The sequence below is a fragment of the Dyella sp. SG609 genome (assembly GCF_012275375.1).
Classification (GTDB): domain Bacteria; phylum Pseudomonadota; class Gammaproteobacteria; order Xanthomonadales; family Rhodanobacteraceae; genus Dyella_D; species Dyella_D marensis.
The window spans coordinates 213290-239752 of the sequence record NZ_JAAZQJ010000003.1 but is presented as its reverse complement, the minus strand read 5'-3'; the positions used below and the strand labels follow the sequence as shown (position 1 = coordinate 239752).

18 protein-coding genes are annotated in these 26463 nt (G+C 68.5%); 7 read left to right on the top strand and 11 right to left on the bottom strand.

The window, feature by feature from the left end:
- Positions 1-7 precede the first annotated feature (7 nt).
- From FHW85_RS07285 to FHW85_RS07275, 3 genes are all read left to right on the top strand, one after another.
- Entirely contained in the window at positions 8-3520 is a 3513-nt protein-coding gene (locus FHW85_RS07285) for a hybrid sensor histidine kinase/response regulator (protein ID WP_168647833.1), read from the top strand.
- A 135-nt stretch (positions 3521-3655) separates the two neighbouring features.
- Entirely contained in the window at positions 3656-5731 is a 2076-nt protein-coding gene (locus tag FHW85_RS07280) for a carbon starvation CstA family protein (RefSeq protein ID WP_168647832.1), read from the top strand.
- Positions 5732-5741: 10 nt separating this feature from the next.
- The gene (locus FHW85_RS07275; protein ID WP_167258330.1) at positions 5742-5936 is read left to right on the top strand and encodes a YbdD/YjiX family protein; all 195 of its coding nucleotides are present in this window, start codon (positions 5742-5744) and stop codon (positions 5934-5936) included.
- Positions 5937-6014: 78 nt separating this feature from the next.
- Here the strand turns inward: FHW85_RS07275 and FHW85_RS07270 are convergent, their stop codons facing one another.
- The gene (locus FHW85_RS07270; protein ID WP_168647831.1) at positions 6015-7508 is read right to left on the bottom strand and encodes a filamentous hemagglutinin N-terminal domain-containing protein; all 1494 of its coding nucleotides are present in this window, start codon (positions 7506-7508) and stop codon (positions 6015-6017) included.
- Positions 7509-8017: 509 nt separating this feature from the next.
- Here FHW85_RS07270 and FHW85_RS07265 point away from each other — a divergent pair.
- On the top strand, positions 8018-8527 hold the full coding sequence (locus FHW85_RS07265) for a DUF2127 domain-containing protein (protein ID WP_168647830.1): 510 nt from the start codon (positions 8018-8020) through the stop codon (positions 8525-8527).
- Positions 8528-8686: 159 nt separating this feature from the next.
- Here FHW85_RS07265 and FHW85_RS07260 read toward each other — a convergent pair whose 3' ends face one another.
- From FHW85_RS07260 to xerD, 6 genes are all read right to left on the bottom strand, one after another.
- Positions 8687-9589, bottom strand: a complete 903-nt coding sequence (locus FHW85_RS07260) for a DMT family transporter (RefSeq protein WP_168647829.1) — start codon at positions 9587-9589, stop codon at positions 8687-8689.
- Positions 9586-10482: a glycosyltransferase family 2 protein gene (locus tag FHW85_RS07255; RefSeq protein ID WP_168647828.1), complete on the bottom strand. Its 897-nt coding sequence runs from the start codon at positions 10480-10482 to the stop codon at positions 9586-9588. The genes FHW85_RS07260 and FHW85_RS07255 overlap by 4 nt, the downstream gene beginning before the upstream one ends.
- A gap of 69 nt (positions 10483-10551) precedes the next feature.
- On the bottom strand, positions 10552-11283 hold the full coding sequence (locus FHW85_RS07250; RefSeq protein WP_168647827.1) for a hypothetical protein: 732 nt from the start codon (positions 11281-11283) through the stop codon (positions 10552-10554).
- 34 nt (positions 11284-11317) lie between these two features.
- A complete protein-coding gene (gene purL / locus FHW85_RS07245; protein WP_168647826.1) occupies positions 11318-15178 on the bottom strand; it encodes a phosphoribosylformylglycinamidine synthase in 3861 nt (1286 codons plus the stop codon).
- A 248-nt stretch (positions 15179-15426) separates the two neighbouring features.
- Positions 15427-16194 (bottom strand): DsbC family protein, encoded by a 768-nt coding sequence (locus FHW85_RS07240; RefSeq protein WP_168647825.1) that lies wholly within the window; start codon positions 16192-16194, stop codon positions 15427-15429.
- 91 nt (positions 16195-16285) lie between these two features.
- Positions 16286-17197, bottom strand: coding sequence for a site-specific tyrosine recombinase XerD (gene xerD, locus FHW85_RS07235; protein ID WP_243868244.1), 912 nt, complete (start codon positions 17195-17197; stop codon positions 16286-16288).
- Between the two features lie 44 nt (positions 17198-17241).
- Between xerD and FHW85_RS07230 the strand changes: the two genes are divergently transcribed.
- From FHW85_RS07230 to phaZ, 3 genes are all read left to right on the top strand, one after another.
- Positions 17242-17748: an RDD family protein gene (locus FHW85_RS07230; RefSeq protein WP_246866689.1), complete on the top strand. Its 507-nt coding sequence runs from the start codon at positions 17242-17244 to the stop codon at positions 17746-17748.
- Between the two features lie 60 nt (positions 17749-17808).
- Positions 17809-18555, top strand: coding sequence for a class I SAM-dependent methyltransferase (locus tag FHW85_RS07225; RefSeq protein WP_168647824.1), 747 nt, complete (start codon positions 17809-17811; stop codon positions 18553-18555).
- Between the two features lie 190 nt (positions 18556-18745).
- The gene (phaZ, locus tag FHW85_RS07220) at positions 18746-19999 is read left to right on the top strand and encodes a polyhydroxyalkanoate depolymerase (RefSeq protein WP_168647823.1); all 1254 of its coding nucleotides are present in this window, start codon (positions 18746-18748) and stop codon (positions 19997-19999) included.
- Between the two features lie 4 nt (positions 20000-20003).
- Here phaZ and ltaE read toward each other — a convergent pair whose 3' ends face one another.
- The 4 genes from ltaE to FHW85_RS07200 all read right to left on the bottom strand — a co-directional run bounded on the left by ltaE (position 20004) and on the right by FHW85_RS07200 (position 26459).
- Positions 20004-21020, bottom strand: coding sequence for a low-specificity L-threonine aldolase (ltaE, locus tag FHW85_RS07215; RefSeq protein WP_168647822.1), 1017 nt, complete (start codon positions 21018-21020; stop codon positions 20004-20006).
- Between the two features lie 240 nt (positions 21021-21260).
- Positions 21261-21884: a TetR/AcrR family transcriptional regulator gene (locus FHW85_RS07210; RefSeq protein ID WP_168647821.1), complete on the bottom strand. Its 624-nt coding sequence runs from the start codon at positions 21882-21884 to the stop codon at positions 21261-21263.
- Positions 21881-23323 carry an efflux transporter outer membrane subunit gene (locus FHW85_RS07205; protein ID WP_168647820.1) on the bottom strand — a complete coding sequence of 481 codons (1443 nt, stop codon included), beginning with the start codon at positions 23321-23323 and terminating at the stop codon, positions 21881-21883. The genes FHW85_RS07210 and FHW85_RS07205 overlap by 4 nt, the downstream gene beginning before the upstream one ends.
- Positions 23316-26459, bottom strand: coding sequence for an efflux RND transporter permease subunit (locus FHW85_RS07200; RefSeq protein ID WP_168647819.1), 3144 nt, complete (start codon positions 26457-26459; stop codon positions 23316-23318). Before FHW85_RS07200 ends, FHW85_RS07205 begins: the two co-directional genes overlap by 8 nt.
- Positions 26460-26463: the final 4 nt, after the last annotated feature.

The window sequence follows — 26463 nt, the reverse complement described above, 5'->3', positions numbered from 1 at the left end:
CCGACCGTTGTTTTCCGCTTTGATCCTGCAGACGCTGCTGGCCGCCGCCGCAACCGGCGCACCGCCACCGGCCTGGGTCGCGCCGAGCTTCCGCAACTACGGCATGGCCGAAGGCCTGCCCAGCAGCAATATCGACGCGCTGGCCCAGGACGGCCGCGGCTATGTGTGGGTAGCCACCGAATCGGGGCTGGCGCGCTACGACGGCAACCGCTTCCGCGTCTGGCGGCACGATCCGCGCGATCCGCGCTCGCTGTCCGCCGCGCCGCTGGCCACCTTGATGGTGGACGCGCAGGGACAGCTGTGGGGCGGCAGCCGCGATGGCCTGGTGCGCTACGACGCGGCGCACGAGAACTTCGAGCACTGGCGGCACGATCCGGCCGACCCCGCCTCGGCCGGCAGCGACGACGTCACCGCGCTGGCGCAGCCGCCGCAGGGGCCGCTGTGGGTCGGCCATTTCGACGTCGGCCTGGACCGCATGCGCGCCGACGGGCGCGGCTTCGATCATTTCCGCCACGACCCCGCCGATCCCGCCACGCTCGCTTCGGACACCGTGTACTCGCTGCTGGCCGACGCGGACGGCACGCTGTGGATCGGCACCGGCAAGGGCCTGGACCGGCGCGCGCCGGACGGCCGCCTCAGCCACGTCGCGTTCGAACGCCCCGACGATGCGTCGCGCGACAAGCCGCTGAAGATCTACCAGCTCGCCCGCATCGACGGCACGCTGTACATCGCCGGCAACCGCGGCCTGTACGCGCTGGCGCCGGCTGCGTCCAGCGCGGTGCCGGTGGCGCCGGACGTGCTGCCGCAGACGCTGGTCTACGCGCTGGCCGCCGACGCGCAGCACCGGCTGTGGATCGGCACCCACGACGGCATCTATCTGCGCGAAGCCGACGGCAGCTACCGCCATCTCGAACCGCGCCCGCTGCAGCGCCACGGCCTGCCGAATGGCTTCATCACCCAGCTGCTGCGCGACCACGAAGGCGGCCTGTGGATCGGCAGCTACGACGGGCTGGCCTATCTGTCGCCGCGCTGGGCCGACTTCCAGTACGTCACGCACGTGCCGGAAAACCCGGACAGCATCGTGCCCGGCGCTTACTACGCCATCGCCGGCAACGGCGGCGACCATCTGTGGCTGGCCGGCGCCAAGGGCGCGATCGACCGCCTGGACCTGGCCACCGGCAAGGTGCGCCATCTGGCCTTCCATATCCCGCAGGGACGCAGCGCCAACTGCATCGCCGAAGACGCGCGCGGCCGGCTGTGGATCGCCTCGGCCAGCGGCAGCTTCGTGGTCGACGGCGACAAAGCCACCGAGCTGGACGCACCGATGGCCGAGCGCATTGTGTTCGGCGCCGACGGCACGGCGTATCTGCAGATGGACGACGGCGTCCAGGCCTACGACCCGGACACGTTCAAGGCGCGGCCGCTCAGCTTCGGCCCGCACGCCAAGGACCTCACGCTCAGCGACATGCGCCTGTACGACGGCGCGCTGTGGTTCGCCACCAGCGCCGGCGTGCTGCGCTGGGCGCCGGGCGATGCGCAGGCCAGGGCGATCGAAGGCGTGCCGGCGACGCCGTTCAATTTCCTCGCGCTGCGCGACGGCAAGCTGTGGCTGGTGGACGAGCAGAACCTCAGCGCCTACCGGCTGGATGGCCTGCGCGCCGCGCCGGCCGGCAGTTACCCGATCTATCGCCAGCATCCGCTCAACGACCTGCTCGGCATCCACGCCGACGGCCTGGGCCGGCTGTGGTTCTTCTCGCGCAGCGGCCTGTGGCGCTACGACCCCGCCAGCGGCAACGTGCGCGAGCCGGGGTTGGAGCAAGGCCTGCCGGATGCCCAGTTCACCAACGTCAACCAGGTGCTGCTGACCGACGGACGCGTGGCCGCGGCGACCAGCGACGGCATCGCGATCTTCGTGCCGGAGTCCATCGGCGAGCACTCGCGCGAACCGCGCGTGCGGCTGGAGGACGGCACCGTGCGCCGCGGCGGCAAGACGATGCGCCTGGCCGCGGATGCGCAGCCGTGGCAGCTGGACTGGAGCGACCGCGATCTCACCGTCAACGCGCGCGCGCTCACCTACCTTGCACCGGAACGCACGCGCTACCGCTTCCGCCTGGACGGCCTGGACAGCGACTGGGTGGAGACCGGCGCGCGCGGCGACCGCAGCTTCACCCAGCTGCCCGGCGGCGACTACGTGCTGCACGTGCAGGCGGCCGGCCCCGACGGCGCCTGGGGCGAAACGCCGGCGCTGGCGATCCATGCCGACAGTCCACCGTGGTTGCGCTGGTGGGCCTGGCTGGCCTATGCGCTGCTGCTGGCCCTGCTGTTCGCCGCCCTGCTCGCCGCCATGCGCCGGCGCCAGGCGCAGCGCCACCGGCTGGAGCTGATCACCCAGGAACACCAGCTGGCCCAGGCCGCCAGCCGCGCCAAGACGCAGTTCCTGGCCGAGCTGGGCCACGAGATCCGCACGCCGATGACCGGCGTGCTGGGCATGGCGGAACTGCTGCTGAGCCGCCCGCTCGGCACGACGGAGCGGCACTATGCGCAGACCATCCGCAACTCCGGCGAGGTGCTGCTCACCCTGGTCAACGACGCGCTGGATCTGGCGCGCATCGAAGCCGGGCGGCTGCAGCTCCATCCCGCACCGTTCGATCCCTACGCCTTGCTGCTCGACGTGGCGGACCTGCAGCGCGGCAAGGCAGTGAGCAAGGGGCTCGCCTTGCGCGTGCACGTGGGCGCGGACGTGCCGCCGCATGTATCCGGCGATGCGGTGCGCGTGCGGCAGATCCTGCTCAACCTCAGCGGCAATGCCTTGAAGTTCACCGAGCGCGGCGAAGTGCGGCTGAGCTTGAACACCGACGGCGACGGCCTCGTCTTCGTGGTCAGCGACACCGGCCCCGGCATCGCCGCCGCCGACCAGGCCAAGCTGTTCCAGCACTACCAGCAGCTGGACAGCCCGCAGCGCGGTTCCGGCAGCGGCCTCGGCCTGGCGATCTGCCGCGAGCTGGCCGGCCTGATGGGCGGGCGCATCGAACTGGATTCCGCGCCCGGCAAGGGCAGCAGCTTCCGCGTGCACCTGCCGCTGCCGGCCGCGGCCTCGCCGGTGGAAAGCGCGGTACGCGGCGGCGAAGGCCCGCGCTGGCAGCTGCTGTTGCTGGAGGACGACCCGACCGTGGCCGCGGTGATCGCCGGCCTGCTGGAAGCGCAGGGCCACGCGGTGGAACACGTGCCAAACGCCTTGCACGCGATGGAAGCGCTGGAGCGCCAGCGCTTCGACGCCGCCCTGGTCGACCTGGACCTGCCCGGCCTCGACGGCTTCCAGTGGGCCGGCCTGGTGCGCTCGCGCGAACAGGACGGCCGCCTGCCGATGATCGCCATCACCGCGCGCTCCGGCGGCGACGAGGAAAGCCGCGCCTATGCCGCCGGCATGGACGGTTTCCTGCGCAAGCCGCTGCACGGCGAGCAGCTGGCCCAGGCACTGGCGGCGGTGCTGGCCGGGACGCCGGCCGAATCGGCAGGCTGAACTTTGCGGCAGCGCCGCATGGAGCGGCGCGCGCAACCATTCGACCAATGGCTAATGCCGGCGGCCGCGCGCCGGCATTGACCCCTGTCGGCGCGGAGCGGACCCTTGCGGATGAGCATCCGTGGGAGTCCGTTCATGCATACCGCCGTCAGCAAACCCAGCCCAGCGGGCAAGATCCTCTGGGCCGCCATCGCCATCGTCGGCGCGTGGTGTCTAGGCGTCGTGGCCCTGCGCCGCGGCGAACCGATCAATGCGATCTGGCTGGTCGCCGCGTCGATCGCCGTGTTCGTGATCGGCTACCGCTTCTACAGCAAGTTCATCAACGCCTACGTGCTGCGCATGGACCCCAGCCGCGCCACCCCGGCCGTGCTGCGCAACGACGGGCTCGACTACGTGCCCACCGACAAGTGGGTGGTGTTCGGCCACCATTTCGCCGCGATCGCCGGCGCCGGCCCGCTGGTCGGCCCCGTGCTGGCGGCGCAGATGGGTTATCTGCCCGGCACCTTGTGGATCCTGTTCGGCGTGGTGTTCGCCGGCGCGGTACAGGACTTCATGATTCTCGGTTTATCGGTACGCCGCGACGGCCGCTCGCTCGGCAACATGCTGCGCGACGAACTGGGGCCGGTGGCCGGCATCGTCGCCATGTTCGGCGTGCTGGTGCTGATGATGATCGTGCTGGCGGTGCTGGCGCTGGTGGTGGTCAAGGCGCTGACGCACAGCCCCTGGGGCACCTGGACGGTGGCCTGCACCATTCCGATCGCGCTGCTGATGGGCGTGTATCTGCGCTATATCCGGCCGGGCCGGATTCTCGAAGTGTCGATCATCGGCCTGATCCTGCTGTTGCTGGCGATCTGGTCCGGCGCTTTCATCGCCGCTTCGCCGGCCTGGGCCGCCGCGTTCGACTTCGACGCCAAGGCGCTGGCCTGGCTGCTGATTGCCTACGGCTTCTGCGCCTCGGTGCTGCCGGTGTGGCTGCTGCTGGCGCCGCGCGATTACCTCAGCACCTTCCTCAAGATCGGCACCATCGCGCTGCTTGCGCTGGCGATCTTCCTGGCCGCGCCGACCTTGCAGATGCCTGCGCTGACCAAGTTCGTCGACGGCAGCGGCCCGGTGTTCCAGGGCAACCTGTTCCCGTTCCTGTTCATCACCATCGCCTGCGGCGCCGTCTCGGGCTGGCACTCGATCATTGCCTCCGGCACTACGCCCAAGCTGCTCAGCAATGAAGGCGAGGCGCGCATGGTCGGCTACGGCGGCATGCTGATGGAGGCCTTCGTCGCCATCATGGCCTTGATCGCCGCCGCCTCGCTGCATCCGGGCGTGTACTTCGCGATGAACTCGCCCGGCGCGCTGATCGGCACCACCGCGCAGCAGGCCGCCACCACCATCAGCCAGTGGGGCTTCGTGGTCTCGCCGGATGAACTCTTGAACACGGCCAAGAACATCGGCGAGAGCAGCATCCTCAGCCGCGCCGGCGGTGCGCCGACGCTGGCGGTAGGCATGGCCCAGCTGCTGCACGGGATCATCCCGGGCGAAGGCATGATGGCGTTCTGGTACCACTACGCGATTCTGTTCGAAGCGCTGTTCATCCTCACCACGGTGGACGCCGGCACGCGCGTGGGCCGCTTCATGATCCAGGAGATCGCCGGCCTCGTGCACGAGCCGCTGAAGCACACCGAATCGTGGCTGGGCAACCTCATCGCCACCGCGATCTGCGTCGGCCTGTGGGGTTATTTCCTGTACCAGGGCGCGGTCGATCCGCTGGGCGGCATCAACACCTTGTGGCCGCTGTTCGGCATCGCCAACCAGATGCTCGCGGCGGTGGCGCTGATGCTGGCCACGGTGGTGACGGTGAAGCTCAAGCGCGAACGCTATGTGTGGGTGCCGGGCATTCCGGCGATCTGGCTGGTGGTGTGCACGCTGACGGCCGGCTACTACAAGCTGTCCGGCTCGATCAGCTTCACCGCCGCCGCGCAGAAATACGCCCAGGCCGCCGCCGACGGCAAGCTTCTGGCACCGGCCAAGACCACTGAAGAAATGCAGCGCATCGTCACCAACAACTACGTGGACGCCGCGCTTACCGGCATCTTCATGCTGCTGGTGGTAAGCATGGCCGGCTTCGCCATCAACGCCATCATGAAAGCCTGGCGCATCAACCATCCCACCGCGCACGAGGAACCGTACGTGGCGCTGGACGGCGTTCCCACCCGCTGAGGGCCATGCCATGAAAGCCAGCTTCCAGGCATTCCGGAAATGGGCGGTGCAGACCGCCCGCCTGTGCTGCGGTGTTCCGGATTACGACGTGTATGTGCGGCATCTGCGCGAACATCATCCCGAGCGTGCGGTGCCTACGTATGCGGAGTTTTTCCGCGAGCGGCAAGTCGCGCGATACAAAGGAACGGGCGGGCGCTGCTGCTGAATGGCCTTCCGTGAAAAACAGAACGGCCGGGGTTGCGCCCCGGCCGTCTTTTTTTCAAACCGCTGACGGGATGTCAGCTCACCACATCCAGCTGCCCCACTTCGCCTTGAAGTCCGAGCCCGTGTGATCCTCGCTGCCCGACTTCAGCTGATGGCCGTATTCGTCCAGAAGGAAGTCGCCCTTGGCGGTATGGATGGTTCCGTTCACTGTTTTGTCGTCGAAGCCCGTGACGTAGGCCCGGCCGCCGGCGGAGATCGAGCCGGTGTTGGCGAACTTGCTCGACTGGCTGGACCAGAAGCCCGGGCCGCGCGCGTAGATATTGCCCTTGACCGTGGTCATCGCGCCGGCGTTGTCCATATTCGATGCCGACAGATACAGATCCCGCTGCGCCTGCACGCTGCCGCCATCGGCGATCTTCATCGCACCGGACGCGCTGGCCGACACCGAGCCGGAGGTGGCCTGCACCTTGCCCGCCATGTCGATGCCGCTGTCGGCCGCATAGCCGTAGCGATCGCCGGCACGCAGATAGACGTCGTTCTTCGCGGTCAGCGTGGCGGACTTGGCCACCTTCAGCGCGCCGGAGCTGTTCACCGTGAGCGAACCGGCGTCGACCTTGCCCGCCACGTTCACGCCGGCATCGTCGGCGATCGGATAACCCCAGCCGTTCAAACCGGCGCTGAGGTCCGCATAGCGCTGCGTCTTCAGCGTCGCCGATTCGGCAATATCCACCGAACCGGCATTGGCCAGGCTCAGCGAACCAGTCGCCGCTTCGATCTTGCCGGCGATGTTCACGCCCACGCCCTGCTCGGTGCCGACCATCTGGATCGCATCGGCATACATGCTGCCCAGCTCGGCCACGTCCAGCGCCACCGTCGGCGCCGTACCGGCGGCGTCAGCCGCGGAAATGCGCCCGCTGGCATAGCCGATCTTGTTCGCGCCGGTGACCACGCTCAGCTGCCTGGCCTGCAGCTTGGCATTGAGTTCCACGCTGCGTGCAAGCAAGTCGGCGCGCTGGGCGCCGGTCGCATCGACCCCCTTGCCCGTCACGCTGATCACGCCCTGATTCACCTCCAGCGCATTCAGCCGGCCATAGCGATCCAGCTGCGGCGTGCCGGTGGTCAGCGTGACGCGCGAGGCGTTGATGAAGCTGGCGCCGTCGGCGCTGATGCCGTTCGGATTGGCCACCACCAGGGTGGCGCGCTGCCCGGCGATTTCCATGGCGCCGTTCAGCGCGGTGGCGGTCTTCCCGGTAACCTCGGTGATGATCACCTGGGCCGCGCGGCCGGTGAAGTTCGCATTGCCGTCGATCTGGCCGGCGAGCTGCGACTTCACCGCCTTGACGCTGTTATTGAGCACCACGCCCGACGCATCGACACCGAACGCTTCGAAGCGGTTGTGCGATACACCCGCCGCGTTGGGCGCAACGATATTCACCACCGGCGTATTGCCCGGCAGCACGCTCGCCCCGCCCGCCACCGGCGTGATCGCCGCAAACGCGCTGGCCGGAAGGATCAGCGCGGCCGCCACATACAGCTCGCGGCGGCGCAGGACATGGTTATTGGATTTCGACATGCGAATTGCCTCATTTTGAATACCCCCTGGGGCCGCGAGCTATCCATGGACCGCGGAAACCTGGCGGCCGCCTTGAAGGCAGCCATAGCAAGGACATATGGAGCGCGGAATTACCCGGACCGCGCAGGCTGCGCGGGGGTGTTGCCTGCTTGGGACAGAGGCGAAAAAGGAACGCAATGGCGAGCAGCATCCATCTGCATGGACGCAATGCTATGACTGCTGGGCGTAGCCACGTTGTGCGATCCCTGAAGCGCTTTTGGGGAAGCACGGGATATTGCTGGCGTGCGGTCCAATGAGCGCCTGGATTTTTCCAATAGCCCAGTGCCGGTTCTGAAGACCTTCCTGGCTCGTATCACCCATCGGCAGGGCCATGCATTCAGCGAGTGGACTAACGTGCAAAATTTGCACATTGCCGGGTCGGATCACCAAGCCGCCCCATAATCTCCTGGGCTATTCCCGCCCCAGGGCGGCTCCGGCGACAATGGGACATCGCCAAGTCCCCGGCCACCATGACCCACTCAGACCGCCATCTCACCCGGCCCAGCTCGGAAATCGAGGCGCAGCACAGTCTCGGCCTGCGCATCATCGCCATCTACAAGGCATTCAAGACCGTCGGCTTGATCCTGGTCGCGATCGCCGCCTTCAGGCTCAACCGGCAGGAGAGCTTCGATCATCTGGTGCACTGGCTGGAGCACCTGTCGCTCACGGACAGCAACCATCTGCGCTGGCAGCTGGTGAATCTGCTGATGGAGCAGGGGCCGAGCAAGTTCGTGGCGGTGGGGATCGTGGCGCTGGCGTATGCGGCGATCTTCGCCACCGAGGGCACGGGGCTGTGGCTGCGCAAGCACTGGGCGGAGTGGTTCACGGTGATCGCCACCGGGTCGCTGGTGCCGGTGGAGTTCTACGAGACGATTGCGCACTTCAGCTGGCTGAAGCTGGTGGTGCTGCTGGGGAATATCGCGATCGTGGTTTATCTGGTGCGGATTGCGATGCAGCCGCGGACGAAGAAAGCGCCGTAGGTTGGGGTGAGCGGTAGGCGACTGCGAAGGCAGGATGCCGTAGCGAACATCCGCGTAGCGGATGGCCCGAAGGGCTGGCTGCTGATGCAGCCAGTAACCCCAACATCGTCACGCTCATGTGCACCGCGACGCTGGGGTTCGCCTGCGGCTCACCCCAACCTACACTTCGTGGTGCGCGGCCTCGGCAGGCAAAGCATTCGAGCGCCTCGGCGCCAGCTCCACCAGATACATCGCTCCGAGGATCAAGGCCCCGCCGGCCAGCATCCGCCACGTCAGCCCTTCCCCGCCGAACGCCACGGCAAACCCGGCGGCAAATACCGGTTCCGTCGTCATCACGATCGCCGCCCGCGTCGCGCTGATATGCGCCTGCGCCCAGGTCTGCACCAGCATCGCGCCGGCACCGGCGGCCAAGGCCATATACACCACTGCCACCCATGCCTTCGCATCCGGCGGCAAGGAAGGGCCATGCGGCAGCGTAGCCAGCAGGCACACGGCGGCGATCACCAGCATCTGCAAAGTCGACAGCGCGAACGCATGCCCCGGCCGCGACCACACGCCCAGCCCCACGATATGCAGGCCGTACAGCAAAGCCGACGCCAGCGTGATCCACACGCCATAGCCAAGGCTGAAACCGCGCAGCGCCAGCAAGGCCAGGCCGCCGACGGCGAGCAGCACGGCAATCCAAGTGATGGACGGCAGACGCTGCCGCAGCAGCACGGTGCCGAGCAGCGGCGTGAACACCACATACATGCCGGTGGCGAAACCGCTGATGCTGGCCGAGGTGTGTTCCAGCCCGGTCGTCTGCAGCAGCTGCGCCACGCCGTACACCAAGCCGAGCGCCACACCTTGCAGCCATTCGCGCCGGCCCAGCCTCAGCAGCGAGCGATGGAACAGCAGCAGCATCGCTGCCGCCGCGATCAGGAAACGCACCGCCAGGAAATCCGCCGGCGCCATGCGCCCGACCAGATCCTTGATCAGGAAGAACGTGGAACCCCAGATGGTGGTGACCGCGACCAGCCCCAGCGTCGCCAGCGTGGCGACGCGCGCCTGCGCAGCGCTCATGCGTCGCTCGCCGCGGGCGCCGGACGGCGGCGCAGCAGGCGCAGCCACTGGCCGGGGATCTTCAGCAGGAAATGCGCCCACAGGCCCAGCCACACCACGGCGGACACGAGCGGGTTGCGTGCCGCCGGATCGAACTTGCGGAACCAGCGCCACATGCCGCGATGCTTGTGCCAGCTGACGAATACCGGCCGGTGCCGGCTGGAGCCGCCCTTGCCGTGCAGCACGCGCACGTCGCCGGCCAGCCACACCTGATAGCCGGCATCGCGCGCGCGGCGGCACAGGTCCAGGTCTTCGCAGTGCAGGAAGTATTCCTCGTCGAAACCGCGGAGGTTCTCGAACGCCACGCGCGGCATCAGCATCAGCGCACCCGACACCGCTTCCACCTGCACAGGTTCCGCGGGCATCTCGCCGCCGATGTTCACGCCCTCGCCCTGCCCCATGAAGGTGCGCAGCGCGCGGCCGAGATAAGGATCGCGGCGATACGAAGCGCGATCCGGCCGGCCTTGCTCGTCGCACACCACCGCGCCGATCACGCCCGCCTTCGGATGCGCCTGCTGCAGTTCCAGCAGGCGCCGCAGGCTGGCGTCGTCGAGCATGCAGTCCGGGTTGAGGATCAGCAGCAACTTGGCCCGCGCCTGCGCGGCGCCGCGATTCACCGCGGGACCGAAACCGAGATTGGCGTGGTTGTAGAGCGGACGCAGCCGCCACTCGTGCTGCATCGCGCGCTCGATCGCCTGCGGAATGCCATCGGACGACCCGTTGTCCACCAGGATCAATTCCAGCGGCACCTCGCATGCCATCACGCGTCCTACACATTCGCGCAGCGTGGGGCCGCTATCGGCGGCAACCACGATCACGCTGACGAGGGGTGTGGTTTCGAAGGCTGAATTCATGATCGCCAAGTATGGGGGAGCGGCCGGCGAACGGCATAGCCGCGGCGCGACATCCCGGTGGAGGGAGCATCAATCGCGCGGCGCGTCCTGGCCCAGTGCTTCGTGCAGCGGCACCGGCACGCCGTCGGCATGGCGCGCCAGCCACGGAGCATCGTCCTGGTCCCAGCCGCACAGTTCCCAGCCGCGCAGGCGGTGCTGCCTGCCGCGTGCGAACTCGAACAGCAGCTCGCCGCTGCCGCCGGCCGGGTTCGCCGCGAACCAGCGGCCCTGCGGACTGAAGCTGCAGCGCGGACCCAGGCGCCGCAGTGTGTGCCCATCGGCGAGGCGATAGTTGCCTTCGTCCTGGCCGGTGGCTTCGTAGTGCAGCTCGGGCACGTCGGCCGCATCGCGCCATTGCACCGGCGCCAGCTCGATGATGCGCGCCGGCGGCCCCACCGGCGCCATCGCCAGCTCGCTCCATTCCGGCGTCGGTGCCGACGCGCGCCGCACGCGATGCAGCAGCAGCGATTCCAGCAATGCCACCAGCGAATAGCCGACCAGGGCGCCGAGCAAGGCCGCGCCCCAGGCAATGAGATCGCCGCCGAGCGCACGCTGCACGGCGAACAGCATGCCCGGCAGGCCCCACTTCAGGCCGCTGCGGCAGAGTTCACCTCGAGGATGGGAGCGGCGCGCATAGATCACCGCACCCGCGGCAAGCACGACCAGCAACGCCCATCCCAGCCACCACGGCAGCAGCGCCAGCAGTACCGCCCATCCGGCCAGCAGCAGCCAGCGCGCGAAACGCTGGCCGGGCGCATTCATGCGGCGCGCCCGGTCGCAAGCTTATGGCGGGCTGTCAGCCGCACCACACCCTGGCGTTGCGGAACATGCGCATCCACGGCGAGTCCTCGCCCCAGTGATCCGGATGCCAGCTCATCTGCGCGCTGCGGAACACGCGCTCGGGGTGCGGCATCATGATCGTCACGCGGCCGTCGGCCGCGGTGAAGCCGGCCAGGCCGCCCGGCGAGCCGTTCGGATTGAGCGGGTAGTGCTCGGTCGGACGGCCGCGGTTGTCGACGAAGCGCACCGCGCCGCCGGACTTCGACGGGCTGCACACCTGCGGGAAGCTCACGCGGCCTTCGCCGTGCGCCACCGCCACCGGGATGCGCGAACCGGCCATGCCCTTGAAGAAGATGCTGGGCGAATCGAGCACTTCCAGCGTGGCGACGCGGCCTTCGTACTGCTCGGACGCATTGCGCAAAAACTTCGGCCAATGCTGCGCGCCCGGGATGATCTCCTTCAGCTGCGACAGCATCTGGCAGCCGTTGCACACGCCCAGCGCGAACTTGCTGGTGTCGGCGAAGAACGCGGTGAACTCCGCGCGCAGCATTTCGTTGTACATGATCGAGGTGGCCCAGCCGCGGCCGGCGCCCAGCACGTCGCCGTACGAGAAACCGCCGCAGGCCGCGAAACCGCGGAAATCCGCCAGCCTGATGCGGCCGCTGGCCAGGTCGGACATGTGCACGTCCACCGCCTCGAAGCCGGCGCGGTCGAACGCGGCGGCCATTTCCACCTGGCCGTTGACGCCCTGCTCGCGCAGGATCGCCACGCGCGGACGCGCGCCCTTGGCGATCAGCGGCGCGGCCACGTCCTCGGACGGGTCGAAGCTGAGCTTGGGGCTGATACCCGGGTCGGCATCGTCCAGGCGCCATTCCAGTTCCGCGTCGGCGCTGAGCGGGTTGTCGCGCAGGCGCTGCATGTGGTGGCTGGTTTCGTTCCACGCGGCGAACAGCTCGGTCCACTTCCAGGCGAACTGCTTCTCGCCGCCGTGGAAAAGCTTGATGCCGAGCTTTTCCTTCGGATGGCCGATGCGATAGCTCATGCCGGCCAGGCCGTGCTTGACCAGCAGCGCCTCGAACGCCTCGCGGTTGGCCTGCGCCACCTGCACCACGGCGCCCAGTTCCTCATTGAACAGCGCGCGCAGCGCGGCCTCGGCCCAGCCTTCGAGCTGGATTTCCAGGCCGCAATGGCCGGCGAAGGCCATTTCCAGCAGGGTGACGATGGCGCCGCCGTCGGAACGGTCGTGATAAGCCAGCAGCAGGCCGGCCGCATTGGCTTCCTGCACCAGGTCGAACAGGCCCTTCAGATGCCCGGCGTCGTCCAGGTCCGGCGGCACGCCGCCGCCGCGGTTGAACACCTGGGTCAGCGCGGAACCGCCGAGGCGGTCGCGGCCGCCGCCGAGGTCCAGCAGCCACAGGTCGGAATCGCCGCGGTCCAGGCGCAACTGCGGGGTGAGCGTGCGGCGCACGTCGTGCACGCGCGCAAAACCCGTGACCACCAGCGACACCGGCGCGATCGTGCGCTGCGGCTGGTCGCCGTCGGTCCATACGGTCTGCATGGACAGCGAGTCCTTGCCCACCGGGATGGAGATGTCCAGCTCCGGGCACAGTTCCATGCCCACGGCTTTGACCGCATCGAACAGGGCCGCGTCTTCGCCGGGGTGGTTCACCGCGGCCATCCAGTTCGCCGACAGGCGCACTTCGCCCAGCGAACGGATCGGCGCGGCGGCCAGGTTGGTGATGGCCTCGCCCACCGCCAGGCGCGCGGCGTCCGCGCTGCTCAGCAGGGCTACCGGCGCGCGCTCGGCCATGGCCATGGCTTCACCGGCGTAGCCGTCGAAATCGGCGATGGTCACGGCGCAATCGGCCACCGGCACCTGCCAGGGGCCGACCATCGGATCGCGATGATTCAAGCCGCCCACGGTGCGGTCGCCGATGGTGACCAGGAAGCTCTTGCTGCCCACGGTGGGCAGGCGCAGCACGCGGCGCAGGGCCTCGTCCATGCTGATGCCGGACAGATCCGGCACCACGTCGATGCGCGGCTTCACGCGCCTGGCGTCGCGGTGCATGCGCGGCGCCTTGCCGAACAGCACGTCCATCGGCAGGTCGATGACGGTGAGCTCGCGGCGCGGGTCGGTGACCAGCAGGCGGCGCTCTTCGGTGGCGTCGCCGACCACCGCGTAGGGGCAGCGCTCGCGCACGCAGAACGCTTCGAACTCGGCCAGGCGCTCGGCGGCGATGCCGAGCACGTAGCGCTCCTGCGATTCGTTGCTCCACACCTGCATCGGCGACAGCGACGGGTCGTCGCACGGCACCTTCGAGAGATCGATCACGCCGCCCACGCCCGCATCGTTGAGCAGTTCGGGAATGGCGTTGGAAAGACCGCCCGCGCCGACGTCGTGGATGCTCACGATGGGGTTGTTCTCGCCCAGCGACCAGCAGCTGTCGATCACCTGCTGGCAGCGGCGCTCCATCTCGGCGTTGTCGCGCTGCACGGAGGCGAAATCCAGCTCCGCGCTGGAGGTGCCGGAAGCGACCGACGAGGCGGCGCCGCCGCCCAGGCCGATCAGCATGGCCGGGCCGCCCAGCACGATCACCTTGTGGCCGGGCTGGATCTCCAGCTTCTGCACGTGGCCGGAGCGGATATTGGCCAGGCCGCCGGCGATCATGATCGGCTTGTCGTAGCCGCGGCGCACGCCGGCTTCGCCGGTCTCGTGCTCGTAGGTGCGGAAATAGCCGCCCAGGCAGGGGCGGCCGAATTCGTTGTTGAACGCGGCGGCGCCGAGCGGGCCGTCGCGCATGATCTCGAACGCGCTGGCCATGCGCGGCGGCAGCGGACGCTCCACTTCCCACGGCTGCGGATGGCCGGGAATGCGCAGGTCGGACACCGAGAAGCCGCTGAGCCCCGCCTTCGGCTTGGCGCCGCGGCCGGTGGCGCCTTCGTCGCGGATCTCGCCGCCGGCGCCGGTGGCCGCGCCCGGCCAGGGTGCGATCGCGGTGGGATGGTTATGCGTTTCCACCTTGATCGCGTAGTCGATGCGCTCGCCGCTGCGGCGCCACACGCCGTCGGCGCCGCTGAAGAAGCGCTTGCCGTCGCTGCCCTCGATCACCGCAGCGTTGTCCTTGTAGGCGGACAGCGTGTAGGCGGGCGAATGCTGGTGGGTGTTCTTGATCATGCCGAACAGGCTCTTGTCCTGCGGCTGGCCGTCCAGCGTCCAGCTGGCGTTGAACACCTTGTGGCGGCAGTGCTCGGAATTGGCCTGGGCGAACATGAAGAGTTCGGCGTCGGTGGGATCGCGGCCCAGCTCGGCGTAGCGCTCGGCCAGGTAGTCGATCTCGTCCTCGGCCAGCGCCAGGCCCAGCTCGGCATTGGCCTTGGCCAGGGCCGCGCGCGGGTCGCCGCCCAGCGGGATGTGCACCAGGTCGCCGGGCTTGCCGGCCAGGAACAGGCCCTTGGCCTCGTCGATGCGATGGAGCACCGACTGCGTCATGGCGTCGCACAGCACCGCCATCATCGCGTCGTATTCGGGCGCGCCCGGCTCGGGCAGGCCGGCGATCTGATAGGCCACGCCGCGCTCCACCCGGCGCACCGCGAAACCGGCGCCGTGGAGGATGTCAGTGGCCTTGCTCGACCAGGGCGAGATCGTGCCCAGGCGGGGCACCACCCACAGCGAGGCGTTCTCGGTGGCGCTTTCCTTCGCCTCCAGCACTTCCAGCAGCCGCTGGCGCGCCTCGCCTTCCGGGGCGGCGTCGGCGTCGATGAAGTAGACGAACCAGGAAGCCTGCACGCGGGCGCCGCGATGCAGGGCATCCAGGCGGGCATTGAGGCGTTCGAGGCGGAACGGGGAAAGGGCGGCCTGCCCGTCGAGAGCGATCATGGCGGGGAACGGGAGCTATGCGGAGAAGCCGTCCATTCTACTCCATGCTGCAGGACAACATCGGGGAGGGGTGGACAGGCATCCCCTCAGCCTCCTGGAGTGCCTCCCTTCTCCCTCCGGGAGAAGGTGGCGGCAGCCGGATGAGGGTACGGGCGGAGCGCAGCGTTACGGTCCGCCCGTACCCCACCCCAACCCCTCTCCCGGTGGGAGAGGGGCTCTACACCGCGGAGACCTCAGCCCCCGACCGGCTAGATCCCACGCTTCTGCAGGGCTTCGATCAGCTGATCGGGGGTCATGTAGCCGCCGAGCACGGTGCCGTCCTCGGCCACGATGGTCGGGGTGCCGGTGACGCCTAAGCGCACGCCCAGGTCGAACTCGTCCTTCACGGGGTTGGCGCAGGTGGCCGACTTGGGCTGCTTGCCCTCCTTGGCGGCGCTGAAGGCGGCCTTGCGGTCCGCCGCGCACCATACCGAGACCATTTCGGTATAGGTCGGGGTGGGGTTGCCCGCGGTGCTGGTCACGCCTTCGCGCGGCCAGGCCACGTATTCCAGGGCGATACCGGCCTTGGTGAAGTCGTCCACGTGCTGGTGCAGCGCGCGGCAGTAGCCGCAGTTGACGTCGGTGAACACGGTGACCTTGTAGCGCGGCTTGGCCGGGCCGAACACGATGCGGTCGCTGACGGGCAGCTTGTCGAGCTGCGCCTTGCGGAAGTCGGCCCAGACCAGGTCGCTCATGTCCTTCTTGCTGGACAGGTCGATCAGGTTGCCGGTGAGCATGTACTTGCCATCGGCGCTCACATAGACCAGTTGGCCGGAGGCGATCACCTGGTAGAAGCCCGGCAGCGGCGCCGGCCTGATCGATTCGATCTTCACCTTGCTGGCGAGGCCCAGCACCGCCTGGCGCACGGTGTCCTCGGGACCGGCCTTGGCCGCATCGTCGGCGGCGCGCGCCGGCTGGGCGAACGCCACCGCGCAAACCACGCTGGCGCACAGGGCCAGCCATCCATTCTTGAACATCGCAAACCTCACTGGCTTCCGTTCGGCACGGAATGATCGGGGGATGGCCGGATTCTCGCACAGGCCGCCTAAATGCTCCGTCGGACCCGTCTCAACCGCGCGGATGGTGCTGCGCATGCAGCCGCTTGAGTCCTTCCTTGGCCACCAGCGTGTAGATCTGCGTGGTACTGAGCGCGCTGTGGCCCAGCAGCATCTGCAGCGCGCGCAGGTCGGCGCCGTGGTTCAGCAGATGGGTGGCGAAGGAATGCCGCAGCACGTGCGGCGAGATGCGCTTGGCCACGATGCCCACGCGCAGCGCATAGCGCTTGACCAGGGTCCAGAACATCTGCCGCGTCATGCCTTCGCCGCGCTTGCTCAGGAACAGCGCCGCCGGCTGGCGCCCCTTGGCCAGCACCGGGCGCGCCGCCGCGAGGTAAGCCTCGATCCGCTCCAGCGCCAGCTCGCCCACCGGCACCAGGCGGTCCTTGCCGCCCTTGCCGGTGACGCGCAGCACGCCCTGACGCAGATTGAGCGAGGCCAGCGGCAGCTCGACCAGCTCGGACACGCGCAGGCCCGAGGCGTACATCAGCTCCAGCATCGCGCGGTCGCGCAGGCCCAGGGTGGTGTCCAGGTCCGGCGCCTGCAGCAGGCCTTCGATCTCGCGCTCCGCCAGGGCCTTGGGCAGGCTGCGCGGCGTGCGCGGGCGTTCGATCAGCAGGGTGGGATCTTCGAAGCCCGGCTCGTTGCGCGCCACGAAGCCGTAGTAGCGGCGGAACGAGGACTGCCGCCGCGCCATCGAGCGCACCGCCACCGGCTGCGCGCCGTGGTATTCGGACAGATGCTGGCGCCGCGCCTGGTTCAGGCTCAAGTTCCGCCCGGCCAGCCAGCGGGCCAGGCCTTCGAGGTCGCGGCGGTAGGCATCGAGGGTGCGGTCGGACAGGCCGTCCTCCGACCACACCCGCTCCAGGAAGGCGGCGATGCTGCGCTGGTCGGCTTCGGCGATACTTGCGGCTTTCTCTGACATGCGCGAGATGCTGGGCATAGCGCGCGCCGGACGCAAGCCGACGAATGAACCCGAGCATCCCGAATCCTTCGCTTATGCCCGCCACCTTGCCGCGCCGGCTGCTGGCGCTGTTCTACGACCTGTGGGCGGTAATCGCCATCCTTGCCATGGTGGGCTACGCCTGCCAGCGCGCCACCGGCGGCCAGCTGATCGCCACCGCCGGCCACGTGGAAACGGCATGGTGGTACCAGCCGCTGCAGGGGCTGGTGCTGTCGGCGTATTTCATCGCCTCGTGGCTGCGCGGCGGACAGACGCTGGGCATGCGGCCGTGGCGCCTGCGGCTGGTGCGCGTGGATGGCGGACGGGTGCGTTTCGCGCAGGCGCTGATCCGTCTGCTGGCGGGTGCCGCGCCGCTGCTGCTGCTGGAACTGGCCCGCGTATCCAGCACGTCGGTGGCGCTGTGGGCGGTGCTTATTGCCTGGGTCATTTACTTCGCCTGGGCGCTGACCAATGCGCGCCGGCGCGCGCTGCACGACGTGATCGCCGGCACCGAAGTGGTGCGCATCGCCTGACGCAAGAACTCACGCCCGCATTCACTCGCTTGTCAGCCGGGCCCGAGCCACACTAGCCCGATGCCCACCCACTTCGCGCCTGCGCCGCGCAGCGACGCCGACCTGGCCGCCGCCAACCGCGGCTTCTACGAACCCCTGTGGGCGCAAGCCCGGCTGGTGCCCCCGGAGCGCTTCAATACCTGGCCGCTGGTGCGCGAACTGGCCGCCGCATCCACGCGCCGGCTGGAGATTGCACCGGGGCTGCGCCCGCGCCTGCCGCTGCAGGACACCTGCTTCGTCGACCTCAGCGCCGAGGCGCTGCGCAAGCTGCGCCGCCACGGCGCCAGCGCGGTGCACGGCACCATCGGCGCCCTGCCCTATGCCGATGCACAGTTCGACCTGGTCTGCGCGTTCGACATCCTGGAGCACGTGGCGGACGACATCGGCGCACTGAAGGAACTCGCCCGCGTCGCCGCGCCCGGCGCCACCTTGCTGCTGTCGGTGCCGCTGCATACCGCGGCGTGGACGCCGTTCGACGAATTCGTCGGCCATTGCCGCCGCTACGAGCCGGACGACATCCATGCGCGCCTGGCGCAGCACGGCTTCCGCATCGAGCAGAGCGCGGTCTACGGCATGCAGCCGAAATCCTCGCGCCTGCTCGAGATCGGCCAGTGGTACCTCACGCATAAAAGAGAGCGCGCGATGTGGTGGTACAACCGCGTGTTCATGCCGATCGCGGTGCGCATGCAGAGGCCGCTGCAGTGGCGCGCGGGGCTGGGCGACACCACGGGCGTGGACGAAATCCTGCTCGTCTGCCGCAAACCGTAGGTTGGGGTGAGCCGGCAGGCGAACCCCAACATCGCGATCTCCGGGAGCTCCGCATCGTTGGGTTCGCCTGCCGGCTCACCCCAACCTGCGCAAGGCGCTGATTACATTGGCATAACAATCTTGCGGCATCGCAGCACGGAAGCGCGGGAGCAGGTAGAATCGGATTTTTCCGCCCGCCCGGCTTTCCCGCATGCTCTATCAGATTCACGAATGGCAGCGCGCCTTCCTCGGCCCGCTCAGCCACTACGCCGATGCCAGCGCGAAGATGCTGACCGATCCTTCGGGCCCGTTCGCCCAGGTGCCCGGCGCGCAGCGCATGGCCGCCGGTTACGAACTGCTGCACCGGCTGGGCAAGGAATACGAGAAGCCCGCGTTCGATATCCACCAGGTGCAATCGCACGGGCAGGACATCGCCATCGTCGAACGCACCGTGCTGGCCAAGCCGTTCTGCGAGCTCAAGCGCTTCAAGCGCTACAGCGACGACCAGGACACCATCGAGCGCCTGAAGAACGAGCCGTCGGTGCTGGTCGTCGCACCGCTGTCCGGCCACCACGCCACCCTGCTGCGCGACACCGTGCGCACCCTGCTGCGCGACCACAAGGTGTACATCACCGACTGGGTCGACGCGCGCATGGTGCCGGCCGAGCAAGGCGCGTTCCATCTGGATGACTACGTCGAATACGTGCAGGAGTTCATCCGCCATATCGGCGCGCATCGCCTGCACGTGATCTCGGTGTGCCAGCCGACGGTGCCGGTGCTGGCCGCGGTGTCGCTGATGGCCGCGCGCGGCGAAACCACGCCGCTGAGCCTGACCATGATGGGCGGCCCGATCGAGCCGCGCAGCAATCCCACCGGTGTCAACAGCCTGGCCACCACGCAGCCGCTGAGCTGGTTCAAGGGCAACCTGATCCACACCGTGCCGCCGAACTACCCCGGCCATGGCCGCGAGGTGTATCCGGGCTTCCTGCAGCATGCGGGCTTCGTGGCGATGAACCCCAGCCGCCATCTGAATTCGCACTGGGATTTCTATCTCGACCTGCTGCGCGGCGACCTGGACGACGCCCAGGCGCACCGCAAGTTCTACGACGAATACAACGCCGTGCTGGACATGCCGGCCGAGTATTACCTCGACACCATCCACACCGTGTTCCAGCAGTTCCTGCTGCCGCGCGGGCTATGGGACGTGCGCGGCGAACGCGTGACGCCCTCCGCCATCACCAAGAGCGCCCTGCTCACCGTGGAAGGCGAGCTGGACGATATCTCCGGCCTTGGCCAGACCCAGGCGGCGCACACGCTGTGCAGCGGGATCCCAACCGACCGGCGCGCGCACAAGGTGATCGAAGGCGCCGGCCATTACGGCATCTTCAGCGGCCGCCGCTGGCGCGAAGTGGTCTATCCGCAGGTGCGCGATTTCATCAAGCGCTTCGACCAGCCGCCGGCCTGAGGCCTCAATGCCGGAAAAACGCGCGGAACGCATCGACGGTGCGTTCCACGCCGTCGTCGTCGATATCCAGATGCGTGACCAGCCGCAAGGTCGGCAGATAGCCGATGCTGATGCGCACCCTGGCTTCGCGCAGATGCGCGTCGAGTTCGCGCAGATGCGCCGCCGGCACGTCCACGAACACCATATTGGTGTGATGGCCCAATAGCTTCACCCCGGCAATCTCGCCCATGCGTGCCGCCAGCGTGGCGGCGCGCGCGTGATCCTCGGCCAGGCGCGCCACGTGATGATCCAGCGCATGGATGGCCGCCGCAGCGAGCATGCCGGCCTGGCGCCAGCCGCCGCCGGCCACCTTGCGCCAGCGCCGCGCCTTCTCCACGAGTGCGCCGGGACCGAGCAGTACCGAACCCACCGGCGCGCCAAGCCCCTTCGACAGGCAGACCGAGACGGTATCGAACAGGCTCGCGATCTCGCGCGCATGCACGCCGCTGGCCACGGCGGCGTTGAACAGCCGCGCACCGTCGAGATGAAAGCCCAGCCCGCGTTCGCGCGCGAATTTCTGCGCGGCGTGCAGGTAATCCAGCGGGAGCGCGCGGCCGTGCCAGGTGTTTTCCAGGGCCAGCAGCTTCGTGCGCGCGAAGTGCGGATCGACCGGTTTGATCGCCGCGGCCAGCTTGTCCAGCGCCAAGCTGCCGTCTGCCTCGTGCGGAATCGGCTGCGGCTGGATCGAACCCAGCACCGCGGCGCCGCCGCCCTCGAACTTGTAAGTGTGCGCGTCGGCGCCGACCAGGTATTCGTCGCCGCGCTCGCAGTGCGACATCAGCGCCAGCAGGTTCGACTGCGTGCCGGTCGGCACGAACAGCGCCGCCTCGAAGCCGAGTTCATCGGCCAGCTTCGCCTGCAAGGCGTTGACCGTGGGATCTTCGCCGTAGACGTCGTCGCCCACCTCGGCCAGCAGCATGGCCTCGCGCATGGCGCGGGTGGGCTTGGTCACGGTATCGCTGCGCAGGTCGACCCAGTCCACGGCCAGTCCTCGATGGGGAAAGGCCAAGCTTGGCGCGTCCGTCGACCGCGAACAAGCACGCCGCCTTTCCCCCTCTCCCCTCCGGGGAGAGGGCCGGGGTGAGGGGCCGGGCGGAGCGGTGAGCGGAGGGTCGAGAAAGGCTAAAAGCTTTTCTTCGCTTCGTAGCAATGGCCCCGCAAGGGCCGCCCCTCATCCGGCCGCCGCCACCTTCTCCCCGGAGGGGCGAAGGGCTCCATGTACTTACTCTTCCATCAACTTGTGCACAACCTCAGCCAACGCCTCCCGCAACAACTCCGTATCCAGCTTCGGATCCCTCGCCGCACGCACCGCCAGCCCCTCGACCAGCAGCATCAATGCCAGCGAACGCCGCTCGCTGATCGCCGGCGACATGCCGATGCCGCCTTCCTCCGCGGGCTTCTCCAGCCATTGGCGAAACTCGGTGCAGGCCAGCTCGTCCGCGTGATGGATCGCGGTGGCCACCTGCTTGTCGCGGGTGGCTTCCGCGCTGGTTTCCAGGAACAGCGCGGCATTCATGATGCGCATGTCCGGACGCGGCCGGCTCCATTCCACGAAGCATTCCATCAGCGCGTCGACCGGATCGGTCGAGGCGCCGAGCGCGCGGATGTCCTCCAGCTCCATCTCGCTCTGGCGCTCGATGATGGCCAGCACGATCGAGCTCTTGTTCGGGAAGTAGCGGTAGATCAGGCCGGCACTCATCGCCGCCGCTTCGGCGATGTTCGCCATGCTGGCGGCATGGAAGCCGTATTTCACGAAGCAGTGCTGCGCCGCGGCCAGGATGCGCTCGCGCTGTTCGCGCGCGCGCGGGCTCAAGGTGGTTTCGTCGTTCTTGTCGTCGCGGCTCATGGGGTACCGGGGATAGGGCTGCGCTCGTTCCAGCCGCCGCCCAGCACTTTATACAAAGTGACCCGGTTGGTCTGCTCGGCCAGCCGCGTCGCGATCAGCTGCTGCTGCGCGGCGTACAGCGCGCGCTGCGCATCCAGCGCCACCAGGTAGCTGTCCTTGCCGGCCTTGTAGCGCGCCCGCGACAGCTCGTCCGCCCGCGCCGCCGCGCCCACCAGCGCCTCCTGCGCCTGGCGCTGCCCGGCCAGGGTGGAAGTAAGCGCCAGCGCGTCGGCCACTTCGCGGAAGCCGGCCTGGATGGCCTTCTCGTATTGCGCCAGCGCGATCTGCTGATCGGCCTTGGCGCCGGCCAGCTGCGCGCGCAGGCGGCCGCCCTGGAAGATCGGCAGGCTGATCTGCGGCGCGAAGCTCCACACGCGGGTGCCGCTGTCGAACAGATTGTTGAGCTGTCCGCTGGCCGTGCCCACGCTGCCGGTCAGCAGGATGGACGGGAAGAACGCCGCGCGCGCCGCGCCGATATCGGCATTGGCCGCGCGCAGCAGATGTTCCGACTGCAGGATGTCCGGGCGGCGCAGCAGTACATCCGAGGGCAACTCCGCCGGCAGCGCGCCGAGCATGGTGGCGTCGTCGCCCAGGCCGGTGGGCAGCAGCGCTTCGTCCAGCGCGCCGCCCGCCAGCAGGCGCAGCGCGTTGATGTCCTGCGCCACCTGGCCGGTGTAGCGCGCCATGTCGGCGCGCGCGGTTTCGACCGTGGTCTGCGCCTGGCTGACATCCAGGCTCGAGGCCGCGCCGAGCGCATGGCGTTGTTCAGTCAATTGGAATGAAGCCTCCTGCGTGTCGCGCGTGGCCTGCGCCACCTTCAGCGACTCGCGGTCCGCCGCCAGCGTCAGCCAGGCATTGGCCACTTCGGCGATCAGGCTCAGCTGCGCGCTGCGGCTGGCCTCGCCCTCGGCCAGGTAGCGCTCCAGCGCGCCGGTGCTCAGCGAGGCGACGCGGCCGAACAGGTCCAGCTCGAACTGGGTAGTGCCCAGTTCGGCGCGGTATTGCTGGGTGATCGGCTGCGGCTGGTTGATGTCGCGGCTGCGCTGCAGCGACGCGGTGGCGGCGATCGACGGCAGGCGGTCCGCGCGCTGGATGCGGTACTGCGCGCGCGCCTTCTCCACGTTGAGCACGGCCACGCGCAGATCGCGGTTGTTGTGCAGCGCCTGTTCGATCAGCGCGGACAGGCGCGGATCGACATAGAACTGGCGCCAGCCGATATCCGCGGTGCGGCCCTGGCTGCCGGCCGGAGCCGAAGCGTCGGGCGCCGCGCTGTTCTCGGGCAACGGCCAGCTTGCCGGAACATCCGGCTGCGCGGCCGGCACCTTCGGCGCCAGGCTTACGCAGCCGCTCAGGCCCAAGGCGAGCGTGACCGCACAACTCAAAATGAAAGACTTATTCATGCGAGGTATCTCCGGCGACGGCCACGCCGCCCACGGCGCGCTTGCGCCGCCCGAACAGCCGCTGCACCAGCACGAAGAACAGCGGCACGAAGAACAGGCCCAGCGCCGTACCCGCGACCATGCCGCCCAGCACGCCGGTGCCGATCGCGCGCTGCGCGCCGGAACCCGCCCCATTGGCCAGCGCCAGCGGCAGCACACCCAGGCCGAAGGCCAGCGAGGTCATCAGGATCGGCCGCAGGCGCGTGCGCACCGCCAGCAAGGTGGCGTCGAGCAGGGCCATGCCCTTCTCCACGTTCTCCTTGGCGAACTCCACGATCAGGATCGCGTTCTTGCTCGACAGGCCCACCGTGGTGAGCATCGCCACCTGGAAGTACACGTCGCGATCCAGCCCGCGGAAGTACGCCGCCAGCACCGTGCCCAGAATGCCCAGCGGCGCCACCAGCAGCACCGAGGTGGGAATCGACCAGCTCTCGTACAGCGCGGCCAGGCACAGGAACACCACCAGCACCGACAGCGTGTACAGCATCGGCGCCTGCGCACCGGCCTCGCGCTCCTGGTACGACTGCCCGGTCCATTCCAGGCCGACGCCGGCCGGCAGCCTGGCCACCAGTTTTTCCACTTCGGCCATGGCGTCGCCCGAGCTCACGCCCGGCGCGGCTTCGCCATTGATCTGCATCGCGGACACGCCGTTGTAGCGTTCCAGGCGCGGCGAACCGAAATCCCAGCGCGTGCTGGCGAAGGCGCGGAACGGCACCATCGCACCGGCGGCATTGCGCACCGACCACTTCTCGAAATCCTCCGGCGCCATGCGGAACGGCGCATCGGCCTGCACGAACACGCGCTTGACGCGGCCGCGGTCCATGAAGTCGTCGATGTACTGGCCGCCCCAGGCCATGGTCAGCGTGTCGTTGAGATCGCCGATCGACAGGCCCTGCGCCGCGGCCTTCTTGTAGTCCACGTCGATGCGGAACTGCGGCGTGTCGTCCTGGCCGTTGGCGCGCACATTGGCCAGCAGCTTGCTCTGCGCGGCTTCCTGCAGGAACTGGTTGCGCGCCGCCACCAGGGCTTCGTGGCCCAGGCCGGCGTTGTCCTTCAGGTAGAAATCGAAGCCCGCCGAGTTGCCCAGCTCCGGCACCGCCGGCGGCGCGAAGGCGAAGGCCAGCGCGTCCTTGTATTGGCTGAAGGCGCCCATGGCATTGCCGGCCACCGCATTGAGGCTGGCGGCTTCGCCATGGCGCTCGCTCCAGTCCTTCAGCTGCACGAAGGCCATGCCGGCGTTCTGGCCGTTGCCGGCGAAGCTGAAGCCGAGCACGGAGAACACCGAGTCCACCGCCGGGTCGGCCATGAAGTGCTGCTCGATGCGGCCCATCACGCGCGCCGTGCGTTCGGTGGCGGCGCCTACCGGCGCCTGCACCATGGTGAACAGAAAGCCCTGGTCTTCCATCGGCAGGAACGAGGTGGGCAGGCGCAGGAACACCACCACCATCGCCGCGCTCATCGCCACGAACACCAGCAGGAAGCGCCGGCCGCGCGCGATGATCGCGCCCACCACGCCCTGGTACTTGCGCGTGCCCTGGTCGAAGCGGCGATTGAACCAGCCGAAGAAGCCGCGATCGGAGGCGTGATGGCCCTTGGCGATCGGCTTGAGCAAGGTGGCGCACAGCGCCGGCGTCAGCACGATCGCCACCAGCACCGACAAGGCCATCGACGACACGATGGTCACCGAGAACTGCCGGTAGATCACGCCGGTGGAACCGCTCAGGAAAGCCATCGGCACGAACACCGCCGACAGCACCAGGGCGATGCCCACCAGCGCGCCGGTGATCTGCGACATCGACTTGCGCGTGGCTTCCAGCGGCGACAGCCCCTCCTCGCTCATCACGCGCTCGACGTTCTCCACCACCACGATGGCGTCGTCCACCAGCAGGCCGATCGCCAGCACCATGGCGAACATGGTGAGCATGTTGATCGAATAACCCATCGCCGCGAGCACGCCGAAGGTGCCCAGCAGCACCACCGGCACCGCGATGGTCGGGATCAGCGTGGCGCGGAAGTTCTGCAGGAACAGGTACATCACCAGGAACACCAGCACGATCGCTTCGAGCAGGGTCTTGATCACGCCTTCGATCGACACGCGCACGAACGGCGTGGTGTCGAACGCGATCACCGACTTCACGCCGCGCGGGAACGAGGGCTCCATCTGCTTGAGCGCGGCCTTCACGCGCTCGGCCGTGGCCAGCGCGTTGGCGCCGGAGGTGAGCGAGACGGCGATGCCGGTGGCGGACTTGCCGTTGTACTTGCTGGCCGAGCCGTAGTCCTGCAGGCCCAGCTCCACGCGCGCGACGTCGCCCAGGGTCAGCACCGAACCGTCGGTATTGCTGCGGATCACGATCTGGCGGAACTGCTCCGGCGTCTGCAGGCGCTGCTGCGCGATCACCGAGGCGTTGATCTGCTGCCCCTTCACCGCGGGGTTGCCGCCGATCTGGCCCACCGCCACCTGCTGGTTCTGCGCGCGCAGCGCGGCCACCACTTCGGGCGGCGTCAGCTTGTAGGTGTCGAGCTTGTTCGGGTCCAGCCAGATGCGCATGGCGTACTTGGAACCGAACACTTCGATATTGCCCACGCCGGCCACGCGGCTGAGCGGGTCGACCAGATGGGCATTGACGAAGTCGGAGATGTCTTCGCCGTCCAGGCGGCCATCCTCGGATACGAAGCCCACCACCATCAGGAAGCCGGAGCTGGACTTCACCACGTTGATGCCCTGCTGCTGCACGATCTGCGGCAGCAGCGGCGTGGCCAGCTGCAGCTTGTTCTGCACCTGCACCTGGGCGATGTCCGGGTTGGTGCCGTTCTCGAAGGTGAGCGTGACCTGCACCGCGCCGTCGGAATCGCTGGTGGCGGACATGTACAGCAGGCCGTCCAGGCCCTTCATGTTCTGCTCGATGATCTGCGTCACCGAGTCTTCCGCCGCCTGCGCCGACGCACCGGGATAGTTGGCGTTGATGGTGACCTGCGGCGGCGCGATCACCGGGTATTGCGATACCGGCAGGCGCAGCAGCGACAGCGTGCCGGCCAGCATCACGATGATGGCGATCACCCAGGCGAAGATGGGGCGATCGATAAAAAAGCGTGCCATGGGT